The organism is Kosmotoga sp. (assembly GCF_982836095.1).
Genome location: NZ_CEYIHJ010000051.1, coordinates 1 through 10,987, shown reverse-complemented (window position 1 = coordinate 10,987; position 10,987 = coordinate 1). Strand labels below are relative to the sequence as shown.

Here is a 10,987-nt window from a genome sequence, read left to right as displayed (position 1 = left end):
TATCGTTCTACGCGCCATGGAATCAAATCCAAAAGCTGTGAAGCAGTACAGAGAAGGGAAGAAAGGTGTAATGGGTTACTTTGTTGGTGCTGTGATGAAAGAGACACGCGGCAAAGCAAATCCAGCGGCGGTAAATGAAATCGTGAGGAGGCTTTTGGAATCATGAAAAAAGTGATAATCCCTATAATTTTCTTATTTTTGATGCTGCCATTCACGCTTTTTGGGGCTACCTATCTTTCGTTGATGAATGAAAACTGGAAAAACGAAGTGGTTTTTCCTCTTTCAGAAAGGTTCAGCTGGGGCCTTGAATTGGGAAATTCCACACCACGAATGGGCATTCTGTATTCTGAAAGCTGGGCTGATTTTTCAACCGGTTTTTTCAAAATCAAAACCCGTGATGGTAGTTTTTCATTGGGACTCTATTTGGGCGAAGAGGTATCGCTCTCTACAACGTTGATCCGGGGAACCTATACGCCTCCGGTATATTCTCAGAGCTTCAGCAAAATTCAAGTAACTTCTGACGGAAAATACCATCTGTTTTCCTATAGTAATTATCGTATCCCCTTAGGGAAATGGAGCCTTGGGGCGAATGTGCTGAGTATAAAAAACAAAGATACAAGCATCAGTTATTTGAAAACATATGCTTTTATAAAAGACTTCAACAGAAGTTTTAGGCTGAGTTTTAACAACGGGATTATAGATCTGGGAATGGATTTGGTGACCATAGGCTCTCTTGGGGAACTTGGATATGGTGCTGGATTGTGCTATGACTTCAATAACCGTGCCCTTGGTATTTCAGCCCATTGGGTTTTTCCGGTATCCCTTGAAAGCGGAAATCTCACAGGGGATTTAATGGTATTTATAAAAACCGATGGCGTGAATACAAAACTCGGATTTAGGACACCCGGGGGAAAAAACCTCCTGATATTTGGCATCGGGTTTGAGAACTATATCCCGGAGGAGTTCTTTCTTGGGTTAATGGTGAACTGATGAAAGCAGGTGTATATGTACACCTTCCCTTTTGTAAAAGGCTCTGCCATTACTGTGATTTCGCTAAAATGAAAGAAGACCCGGAGCTCATAGAGAAATACCAGCATCTGTTGTTGAAAGAAATGGAGCTCTGGTTTAAAAACAACCCCTCTGTCATCGTGGAAACACTTTACTTTGGTGGGGGTTCCCCTTCTATATACCCCGTGAAATATATACAACAATTCATTGATAAACTCAGAACCTTAACCAACTTCTCACCTGTTGAAATAACGCTCGAGGCAAATCCCTGGGAGCTTGAAATGAATAAGATAAAAAGTTGGCAAAAATTGGGCATAAACCGATTGAGCGTTGGAGTACAAAGTGTATCGGCTTCCATACTCAAAAAAGTTGGTCGCCAATCTCCCGCTGATTTACTCAATCGTCTGAAAATGGCAAAGGACAGCTTTGATATCCTCAGCCTCGATTTCATTCTCGGGCTTCCGGGGGAATCAGAAAAAAATCTGGAAGGAAATCTTGGACTTATCAAAGAATTGTTTCCGCAACATATTTCTTATTATTTCCTCGACACCGACCATGATACTCCTTTGATGAAAAACGTGCATAGTGGTAAGATTGTGTTGCCGGATGCAAAGACGATGGAGAAGCTGTATGAACAAGTAAAGTCCAACCTCTCTGCTCTGGGGTATCAACGTTATGAAATCTCCTCCTGGCAAAGAGATGGAATGCTCTGCAAGCATAACGTTAATTACTGGAAAAATGGCGATTACATAGGATTTGGGATCTCAGCCGGTGGACATTTCAAAAGGCTCAGGTATGTTAACACAACACATTTTGAAGAGTATGAAAGGGCTATTGCCAAGAACCTATTGCCGCGTGCATACAGTGTTTTCAACGACGACCTTCAGGAAGATATTGAAACACTTTTTATGTCCTTGAGGCTCGTTGAGGGATTGTCTTTTGAAAAATTGACAAACAGCAGGCACAAGCTCACCCTGATCGAAGCACTGGCTAAGAAGCTTTCTGGCCTTGCCGTCTTTGAAAATGGCAGGATTCGTCTGAATGAGGCTGGATTCGATAATTCGCGTCTGGTGTTTGAGAGAATTTTGGAAATAAAGGAGGGGATAACCGGTGTTTTCAGCACATGAGATATTAGACATTGCTTTGAATATCGAAAACGAGGGGTTTAAATTTTACAAAGATATGACTGAGAAAGCTCGGGATGAAAGTGCAAGATCTACATTTGAATTTCTTGCTTCTCAGGAAAAAGAACACATTGTTACCTTCAGAGAACTTCTGAAGAGGTTTGAAGAAGAAGCTCAGGAACTCGTGAACTGGGATGAGGCTACAGAATATCTGAAGACCTTGAGTGAGCACAAGATCTTTCCAGATGCTGGAACTCTGAAAGAAATGTTCAAAGATAGTTCTCCAGAAGACGTGGTGAAATACTCTATTGAACGCGAAAAGGATAGCATAATATTCTATTATGATCTTCTGGAAATACTGGCAGATCACGAAGCTAAAGAAGCAGTAAAGAAGATTATAAAGGAAGAAAAGAAACACGTTGTGATACTGAGGGATTTGCTCAAATGAGAAGGGAAGAGCTTGAAAACTTTTTGAAAAATTTCACTGCTGAGAAAAAGAAGAGAGAAAGCCTTGACTGGGATCGATACTTCATGGTCCTGGCAGATACAGTCAAAGAGAGATCAAGCTGTATCCACCGCAAGGTAGGGGCGATTATCGTCAGGGAAAACAGGATTCTTGCGACGGGGTATAATCAGCCTCCATCGGGTTTTCCCCATTGCGATGAAACAGCCTGCATTCGTGACGCTCTTTCTGTTTCTTCAGGTGAAAACCAGGAAATTTGTTATGCCGCCCATGCAGAGCAAAATGCCATTGCTCAAGCGGCCAGATTTGGAATACCTACTGAGGGAGCAACAATCTACGTAACGCATAAGCCATGCTCAATATGTGCGAGGATACTGATAAATGCCGGGATAAAGCGTGTAGTGTATGGCTGGGATTATCCCGACCCTCTCTCGGAATTTTTATTCAAAACATGTGGTGTTACGTTAGAACAACTCAAACTTGAAGGAGGTAATCATGTCAACATCTAGATTGCTAACTTATTTGCGTCAAGACAGAATGCCCCATGTCTGGTGCCCTGGGTGTGGAAATGGCGTTATAATGAAAGCCTTTGTTGATGCAATTGACCGTCTGTTGCTGGATCCTGAAAGAATTGCTGTTGTATCGGGAATAGGTTGCTCATCGCGGGTAACGGGTTATTTGAATTTCAACACCATGCACACACTGCATGGAAGGGCTATTGCCTTTGCAACCGGGGTCAAACTCGCAAGACCTGAGTTTAAGGTGGTTGTTATGGGTGGCGATGGAGATGTTCTGGCTATTGGCGGAAATCACTTCATTCATGCGTGTAGAAGAAACATGGATCTAACTGTCGTCATCTTCAACAACAACATTTACGGTATGACAGGTGGCCAGTATTCTCCCACAACACCAGAAGATACCTATGCTTCTACCGCGCCCTATGGTAACATCGAAGATCAATTTGACACGGTGAAGTTGGCTATTAATTCGGGTGCGACCTACGTGGCACGCAGTACAGTATACCACTATGTACAGACAGTTCAATACATTCAAAATGGGCTCAAACACAAGGGGATGTCAGTTATAGAAATCATGACTAACTGCCATACGTATTTTGGCAGATACAACGGTATGCCAGAACCTGTTCAGATGCTTTCGTATTTCAAAGAAAAATCCGTTCCCCTGAAGAAGGCCGAAAAGATGCCTCCAGAAGAGCTCGAAGGGAAAATAGTCATCGGTGAGTTTGTAGACATAGAAAAGGAAACCTATAATGAAAAATACGAACAGCTCAAACTGAAATTGGCATTCAAGGAGAAGGAGTGATTAACATGGCTGTGCGTCAACCCCACTCTGTTAGAATATCAGGTATAGGTGGCCAGGGAAATGTGTTGATGGGAATTATTCTCGCTGATGCTCTGGTTTCCATGGGACTGTGGGTAGTTCAAACTCAGTCGTATGGAGCTCAGGTGAGAGGCGGGCTGTCCTACTGCGATGTGCTTTTCTGCAAAGAGCCCATAGATTATCCCAAAGCGAATAATTTCAACGTGATTTACTCCATGCACCAAATTGCCATAAATGCACACATCAATCTCTTGAAACCCAACGGGATCCTCATTATAGATAGCTCTTATGTGGCAGATATTCCTAAAGAGGCGTTTAGACTAACCAAGAAGATAGTCATGAAACCAATATCAAAACTAACACAAGAGCGCTTTGGTACAGCTTTGCCGTCAAACATGGTGGGCTTGGGCATCATTTCAAAGGCTTCGAAGATAGTCCAGCCAGAAGCACTTAAAAGGTCTATGAAAAAGCATATAAAAGAAAAGTACCACAAATTGAACGAAGAGGCAATCGAATTTGGCATATCATTGGTTGAAAAATCGTATACGATAAAAGAAGAATCAAGAGAATTCATTAGAGGGATCGAATGAGGCCATTTTTAAATAGTTTTGAGTTTGCCGTAAAGGGACTCAAATATTTGGTTTTAAATGAGCGGAATTTCAGGGTACAATTTATAATAGGAATATTAGTCTTGTTGCTGGCATTTCTACTCCCACTGGAGGGATGGGAGTTTTTTTGGATTTTGTTTTCCACCTTTTTCGTTTTGAGCCTTGAAGGTCTGAATACGGTTGTTGAAGCGCTGTTGGACTTCATGGAAGAACGATATCATCGGAGAATTGAGATCATAAAAGATATTTCTGCCGGGACTGTGCTTCTTGGCTCAATGTTCAGTGTAATTGTTGCAACGATTATTTTCGGCAAAGCGTTATTTGGTATTTCGAGATTTTATGGGTTCATTATTGGTATAATATTAGATAGTATTCTTTTTGGCCTTGGCCTTTTTGGAGGTGGAAAGAAGTGAGCAACCGCAATTTGCTGGCGCTGTTAGTTATGCTAGTAGTCGTGTCTATAACGAGTTTTGGTTATGTTATTATCACTTACACTATCCAGCAGGGGGATACGCTTTATTCGATTGCCAAAGAGCATGAGTTACATGTTTCTACGATTTTAGACTTTAATGACATAGAAGATCCTAAAAGTCTCAAGATCGGTGAAAAAATCGTATTTCCACAACCGGATGGATTGTTATATGAAGTGAAAAAGGGTGAAACCCTTTCGTATATAGCCAAACTGTTTTTCGCTCCTGTTGAGGACATAATAAGAGCCAACAGCATCAAAAACGGAGATATTATTGTTCCCGGTCAGAAACTGTTTGTTCCTATGGATTCAATCAACAAATATGACTACAAACCGATAGAAAGACCCTTCAGATGGCCAGTTTACGGGGTTATAAGTTCAAATTACGGATGGCGGCAACACCCCATAACCGGAAAGCTTGCCTTTCATACAGGGCTTGATATTGCTGCTCCCATGGGGGCACCGATATTTGCCGCAGCTGACGGATATGTAACTTTTGCTGGACTCAATGGAGGTTATGGATACATGGTGGAAATACAACATGACGACGGCATGGTTACGCGATATGGCCATATGAGTCATATAAGTGTCTATGTTGGTCAGCGTGTCTTTATGGGATCATTGCTGGGAAGAATTGGTGCAACAGGCCTTGCTACCGGCCCTCACGTCCATTTTGAGGTCAGGGATAACGAGTACAGAACCGTGGACCCGCTTTCAACTCTTCCGGCAAAAGATTTGATGTACGTTATAAGAGGATACCAGGAAGGAAATGCGGACACCGGCGGAAAATGAAGCGAATACTCGTTAGCGCCTGCCTTTTTGGAATAAATTGTACTTACAATGGTAAGAACAATCTCAATTATAGGATTTTTTCCTTAATGAATAATTTTTCTCTTATCCCTGTTTGTCCCGAGCAACTAGCAGGCTTGCCTACGCCCCGGCCGAGAGCAGAAATAACTGGCGGAAAAGGCTGGGCACCGGGTTCAAGAGTCGTAAATGAATTCGGGGTTGATGTAACAAGGGCTTTTGAAAGGGGAGCAGAAGAAACTTTGAAAATTGCAAGGCTCTTTGAAGTAGAGCTCGCAATTCTGAAAAGTAAAAGTCCTTCGTGTGGTACTCAGCATGTTTATGACGGCACGTTTAGCTCAATCCTCATTCCGGGTGTTGGAGTTACCGCCGCTCTTTTACGGGAAAATGGCATAGAGGTTCTATCTGAGGACGAAATAGAGTATTTCATTGGATCCTGAGGTGATGGAATGCGCGCTAAAAAACGAAGCAAAGGAACCCTGAGTCTTGCGGAAGAGAAAAAACTGAAAACCAGGTATAAAAAGTTCAGTTACGCCGCATGGATAACTGGTTTTTCTTCATTGGGACTGTTGCTTTTTCAGAAATATGGAGATACGCTTGCCTTTATGCATAGTGGGATGCTTTCTACCATGGTTGTTCTCTATTTTATTGGCTTTTGCATATCGCTATTCCTTTTCTTTCTTGCAGTTTCGTATTCTTTTTTGCAGGAGAAACGAAACTGGGTAATAACAAACGCTTTGTTAATAGTAGTGGTTTTCGTGTCATTGTTCTGGTTTTCCACCGAAATACCCATTGTGAATAAGCATGGGACGCTGACAGAAATAACGCCACAATTTCCAAGATACACAGCACTTGGAGCTGCTTTTGGCGGGATTTTTATTGGTATAATTGCCCTGTTTAAAAGAAGAGAAAATTGAAGAAAGCACCATGCATCCACCTTCGACTAACCACAACCGGACCGGTTACGCCCTCAGACTCAGGTTGAGCACTCCTGCGGCACACGGTAAGCCTGCTTATGGCTGCTTCCTTCCGGACCTGACCAGGTTCACAGGTTCCCGTTGCGCAGGACCCAACCCTCAACATCCTTCGACGCACCGTGTTCCGACCATGATAGCCTCTGGTGGCTTTCGGCCCCGCATATGGCGGATTTCGGGTACAGGGAACCGCCAGCTCCCCGCCTAGCATGGTGCGGTTACATTATAACGCGATTTGCCTTCCACTTCAAGAGGCAGCTATTTCAGAAAAGACCTAAGAATGATGTCATTGTAATTCTTTTTAAGTCCGGGAACTAAAATGCCTCTAAAACCCATTGATTTCAATTTTGAGTATTCTTTCTCCATCGGATCTACATTCACAGCGAAGACAGAACCGGGATTGGGCTTTAAGCTTTCGATTATTGGAAAGAGTTCGTTGACAATTCCAGTGTTCAACACTCTGGCTTCTCCGTGATTGCATAATGCAGCGGAAACAGCAGGATTTATCATTACAGATGCAATTGCGAGTTTCTCATCTTTTGAGAAGCTCTGGAAATTCAATATTTTGCTAGGTTCTTTGATGAGATAATTCTCGCTACTGTGAAACTGTTCTTTCCCGGTATCAAGAACGGATTTATCGGGAATGGTAAAGATCTTTATATCGTTTTCATGCGCGAATCGTACTGCTTCTCCGTTAAAAACCCCACAAAAAGAGTTAACCCCCAAAGCAAACAATTTTCTCATAATGGAGTAATCGATGGTGAAGCTGGAAGCGTACATCAACCCCTGACTGTTGTAATGTTTATCAATGTGATTATTCATGGACACGTGGAGAATTTTGCCATTCGATAGGAAAGCTGCCACGTCACCGATTAGATCATAGAGCTTCATAAACGCAGCTGCGTTGTAAATATCTTCTGGTTCAATCCCCACCGCTGGGTTTGCAAGGTGAACCTCATCGAGAAGACCGGGATAACCTTCGATTTTATACAAATAACTCCCGGATAACAGAGGAATCACATATTGAAGAACGAGATATTCATATTTCTCGGATGCAAAAAACTGCGAAAATTCTTTATGAGCAGTGGAGATATATGAAGAAATACTGTATAGCCCCTTTAGAGCTAATCTTCTTCTTTTTTGAAGCAAGATATCACCACAGTAGGTTATGTTATCTATGGCATCATCGTAATCTTGTGGATCGGTTAAGAGAACAATATCCCGATAATTTTTTATGGAAGCGGAAATCAATGCCAGTCTACCGGTATCGATGCTTAAACCGCGTTCGTATTCTAAATCAAACCTGCTACTGAGATTTGTGACCACCATATCGAAGGTTTGCCCTTGTGTTTCAGTTTTGCTTTGACTCAACCGTAAAGCCATGAGGTATAGCAGTTCATCATCAGAATGTATTTCTTCAAAAAGATCTTTAATCTTCAAGGTGTTGATCCCGGATTCTATGAGGTAATCATAACTTATAGAATCGGCAACAATCTCAGCTCCATTGGCATCGAGAAAACTGCAAAGCTCCAAAAGATTTTCACTATCATTGACAGCAATAAGAACTCTTTTTATGTTCAAATTTTCACCTCCAATCTTATTTTATCAGAAGAATTTTATTTGCGTTTGAAGGCCGAAAAATAGTATGATAAGAATCAAATGCAATTGCATTTTATATTCCCAAAAGCCGATTTGTCTTAAGGATACCATCAGATGAAAAGGAGGAAAGCGGATGGTAAAAAAAACACTGGATTTTGCCGAATCCGAAGAGGTTAAACTGGTACGCCTTCAAATAACGGATATCAATGGTACCTTAAAAAACGTTGAGCTTCCTGTCAAACGCCTGGAAGAGGCGTTGATAAAAGGTGTGATGTTTGACGGCTCTTCTATCGATGGCTTTGTTAGAATTGAAGAATCCGACATGTTGCTCTTTCCAGACCCTCGCACGGCTTCCCTTTTGCCATGGAAATCGGATTCTGAGAAGACAGTCAGGCTTATCTGCGATGTTATGCTTCCTGACGGGACTCCCTTCGAGGGGGATCCCCGATACCGATTAAGAAGAGTCGTAGACAAGGCCAAATCGTTGGGCTTTGAAGCTTTTGCCGGGCCTGAGCCAGAGTTTTTCCTGATAAATCGCAAAACCAATGATACAAAAGAAAAGAAAATAGAACTGCTGGATCGTGGTAGTTATTTTGATATGCTGCCCGTAGATAATGGTGAAGAAACGAGAAAGAATATCGTAGTTGCGCTGGAAAAAATGGGATTTGAAGTAGAGGCAGCGCACCACGAAGTAGCTCCTTCACAGCATGAAGTGGATTTCCGTTACACGGACATATTGCAGACAGCGGATAATATACAAACATTCAAATGGGTTGTGAAAACAATCTCTATGCTTAACGGAATTCATGCAACTTTTATGCCCAAACCCTTTGAAGGGATAAACGGCTCCGGCATGCACATACATCTCAGCCTCTTTTCTAAAGGCAAAAACGCCTTCTATGATCCTGAAAAACCCTACGAACTGAGCGATACTGCGATTTTCTTTATTGGTGGAATTTTAAAATACGCACCTGAAATCACCGCGATCACCAATCCAACAATCAACAGTTACAAACGATTGGTACCAGGATATGAGGCCCCAGTAAATATCTCGTGGGCTCTTGGAAATCGAAGCGCGATGATAAGGGTTCCTTCAGTCAGGGAGCAGGCGACACGAATCGAAATCAGAAACCCCGACCCAACATGTAACCCATACCTCGCTCTGGCTGTCGTACTCGCTGCGGGATTGAAAGGCATTGAAGAAAAAGTCTTACCTTCTAAGCCTGTTGATAAGAACATATTTGAACTGGGCAGCGGAGAAAAACTGAAGCATAAAATAAGATTTCTACCCCATGATCTAAAAGAAGCAACGGAAAAGGCTGAAAAAAGCAGGCTCGTTCAGGAGGTTCTTGGTGATCACATATTTGAAAAGTTCATTGAAACGAAAAAACTGGAATGGGCACGCTTTATGAGGAGCGTAACTGACTGGGAGTTGGCGGAGTATATAGACTTATATTGAATTTGAGAGGTTAAAAATCAGGATTTTTTTATGAAACATTATGTTTCAACAAGTGGAGTTGTTATGTGATATAATGCTTTATCGTTATATCCCGCTTTGTCTAAGGACAAAGCCATAAGTCCATGGGAGGAGGTAAACAATGTCAGAAAAAAGAATCTACGAAACCATGTTCATTGTCTCGCCAGAACTCGATGAAGAGCAGAGAAATGCTCTTGCCGAAAAGGTAAAGAACTACATCGAAGAAAGAGTTGAGGGCGAGATCGAGAAGTTCGACCGCTGGGGAATGCGGAAACTGGCTTATCGTGTAAGAAAAGGATTTACAGAAGGCGATTACACCCTTATCCTTTTCCGCGCTGACCCCGAGAAAGTCAATGTGTTGGAAAGACTTTTCAACATCACACCTGATATCTTCAGATGGCAAACCTTCAGGAGAGAAGATCTTGAAAAGGAAAACAAGAAGAAGGAAAAAGTAAAAGACAAAGAAGCCGATGAAGCTGAAGACATTGCCGAAACAGTTGCCGAAACAGTTGCTGAAACACCTGTTGAGCCGGCTACTGAGGAATCCGATAACACAGCAACGCCCGAAACTGAAAAAAAGGCGGAGGAGTAATCATGTCTATCAGCTACAACAAGGTGGTTCTTGTTGGTCGTCTAACCAGGGATCCAGAAATCAAATTCAGTACCAGTGGAACACAGATTTCACTTTTTACCCTTGCCGTTGATCGACCGACAAGAAGCGGCTCAGATGACAGTAGCAACACTGACTTCATTAGAATAGTCAGTTTTGGAAAACTCGCTGAATTCGCTGGCAACTATTTGTCAAAAGGAAGACTGGTCTTGGTGGAGGGTTCACTTAGAATCAGGAAATGGAAAACAGCTGATGGAGACCCGCGCAGCACAGCAGAAATAGTGGCAAATGCAATAAGATTTCTCGAAACCAGGTCCCAGGTTGAAAGCTCACCTGAGGTTGTCAATGAACCTGAAAAAAAAGAGGATCTCAGCGATGATATAACCTTCTTTGGTAGCGAACCCACTGATACCAATAGTGATGATATCCCATTTTAATCAGACTCGAGGAGGAATGAATACGTGAGAAAGAATAAATAGAAGGACAAAGAAGAAGTGTAGGCTTTGC

The 10,987-nt window shown here is 42.3% G+C and carries 14 protein-coding genes, 1 other RNA gene and 1 pseudogene; 14 read left to right on the top strand and 2 right to left on the bottom strand.

Annotated features, from left to right (window positions below; all coding sequences use genetic code 11):
* From AC3LHT_RS05015 to AC3LHT_RS04965, 11 genes and pseudogenes are all read left to right on the top strand, one after another.
* Positions 1 to 166, top strand: a pseudogene (locus AC3LHT_RS05015) (Asp-tRNA(Asn)/Glu-tRNA(Gln) amidotransferase subunit GatB); the annotation flags it as partial.
* Positions 163 to 990, top strand: a complete 828-nt coding sequence (locus AC3LHT_RS05010) for a hypothetical protein (protein ID WP_290645351.1) — start codon at positions 163 to 165, stop codon at positions 988 to 990. The pseudogene AC3LHT_RS05015 and the gene AC3LHT_RS05010, both read left to right, overlap by 4 nt.
* Positions 990 to 2,135, top strand: a complete 1,146-nt coding sequence (gene hemW, locus AC3LHT_RS05005; protein WP_488662155.1) for a radical SAM family heme chaperone HemW — start codon at positions 990 to 992, stop codon at positions 2,133 to 2,135. Before AC3LHT_RS05010 ends, hemW begins: the two co-directional genes overlap by 1 nt.
* The gene (locus AC3LHT_RS05000; RefSeq protein WP_290645355.1) at positions 2,119 to 2,580 is read left to right on the top strand and encodes a ferritin-like domain-containing protein; all 462 of its coding nucleotides are present in this window, start codon (positions 2,119 to 2,121) and stop codon (positions 2,578 to 2,580) included. The genes hemW and AC3LHT_RS05000 overlap by 17 nt, the downstream gene beginning before the upstream one ends.
* Positions 2,577 to 3,104 (top strand): deoxycytidylate deaminase, encoded by a 528-nt coding sequence (locus tag AC3LHT_RS04995; protein WP_290645357.1) that lies wholly within the window; start codon positions 2,577 to 2,579, stop codon positions 3,102 to 3,104. Before AC3LHT_RS05000 ends, AC3LHT_RS04995 begins: the two co-directional genes overlap by 4 nt.
* A complete protein-coding gene (locus AC3LHT_RS04990) occupies positions 3,091 to 3,918 on the top strand; it encodes a 2-oxoacid:ferredoxin oxidoreductase subunit beta (RefSeq protein WP_290645359.1) in 828 nt (275 codons plus the stop codon). The genes AC3LHT_RS04995 and AC3LHT_RS04990 overlap by 14 nt, the downstream gene beginning before the upstream one ends.
* A gap of 5 nt (positions 3,919 to 3,923) precedes the next feature.
* Positions 3,924 to 4,526 (top strand): 2-oxoacid:ferredoxin oxidoreductase subunit gamma family protein, encoded by a 603-nt coding sequence (locus tag AC3LHT_RS04985; RefSeq protein WP_488662154.1) that lies wholly within the window; start codon positions 3,924 to 3,926, stop codon positions 4,524 to 4,526.
* A complete protein-coding gene (locus AC3LHT_RS04980; protein ID WP_290645364.1) occupies positions 4,523 to 4,957 on the top strand; it encodes a diacylglycerol kinase family protein in 435 nt (144 codons plus the stop codon). The genes AC3LHT_RS04985 and AC3LHT_RS04980 overlap by 4 nt, the downstream gene beginning before the upstream one ends.
* Entirely contained in the window at positions 4,954 to 5,805 is an 852-nt protein-coding gene (locus tag AC3LHT_RS04975) for a peptidoglycan DD-metalloendopeptidase family protein (RefSeq protein WP_290645366.1), read from the top strand. Before AC3LHT_RS04980 ends, AC3LHT_RS04975 begins: the two co-directional genes overlap by 4 nt.
* The gene (locus tag AC3LHT_RS04970) at positions 5,802 to 6,260 is read left to right on the top strand and encodes a 2-thiouracil desulfurase family protein (RefSeq protein ID WP_290645368.1); all 459 of its coding nucleotides are present in this window, start codon (positions 5,802 to 5,804) and stop codon (positions 6,258 to 6,260) included. Before AC3LHT_RS04975 ends, AC3LHT_RS04970 begins: the two co-directional genes overlap by 4 nt.
* Before the next feature lie 9 nt (positions 6,261 to 6,269).
* A complete protein-coding gene (locus AC3LHT_RS04965; RefSeq protein ID WP_488662153.1) occupies positions 6,270 to 6,737 on the top strand; it encodes a hypothetical protein in 468 nt (155 codons plus the stop codon).
* An 8-nt stretch (positions 6,738 to 6,745) separates the two neighbouring features.
* Here the strand turns inward: AC3LHT_RS04965 and ffs are convergent.
* Together ffs and AC3LHT_RS04955 are read right to left on the bottom strand one after the other, a co-directional pair.
* An RNA gene (gene ffs, locus AC3LHT_RS04960) (signal recognition particle sRNA large type) lies at positions 6,746 to 7,007 on the bottom strand.
* Positions 7,008 to 7,052: 45 nt separating this feature from the next.
* Positions 7,053 to 8,375: a hypothetical protein gene (locus AC3LHT_RS04955; protein ID WP_488662152.1), complete on the bottom strand. Its 1,323-nt coding sequence runs from the start codon at positions 8,373 to 8,375 to the stop codon at positions 7,053 to 7,055.
* 151 nt (positions 8,376 to 8,526) lie between these two features.
* Here AC3LHT_RS04955 and glnA point away from each other — a divergent pair, with 151 nt between their 5' ends.
* The 3 genes from glnA (at position 8,527) to AC3LHT_RS04940 (ending at position 10,917) form a co-directional block, all read left to right on the top strand.
* Positions 8,527 to 9,852, top strand: coding sequence for a type I glutamate--ammonia ligase (gene glnA / locus AC3LHT_RS04950; RefSeq protein ID WP_488662151.1), 1,326 nt, complete (start codon positions 8,527 to 8,529; stop codon positions 9,850 to 9,852).
* A 139-nt stretch (positions 9,853 to 9,991) separates the two neighbouring features.
* A complete protein-coding gene (rpsF, locus tag AC3LHT_RS04945; RefSeq protein ID WP_488662150.1) occupies positions 9,992 to 10,462 on the top strand; it encodes a 30S ribosomal protein S6 in 471 nt (156 codons plus the stop codon).
* Between the two features lie 2 nt (positions 10,463 to 10,464).
* Entirely contained in the window at positions 10,465 to 10,917 is a 453-nt protein-coding gene (locus tag AC3LHT_RS04940; RefSeq protein ID WP_488662149.1) for a single-stranded DNA-binding protein, read from the top strand.
* The last annotated feature ends 70 nt before the right edge of the window (positions 10,918 to 10,987 follow it).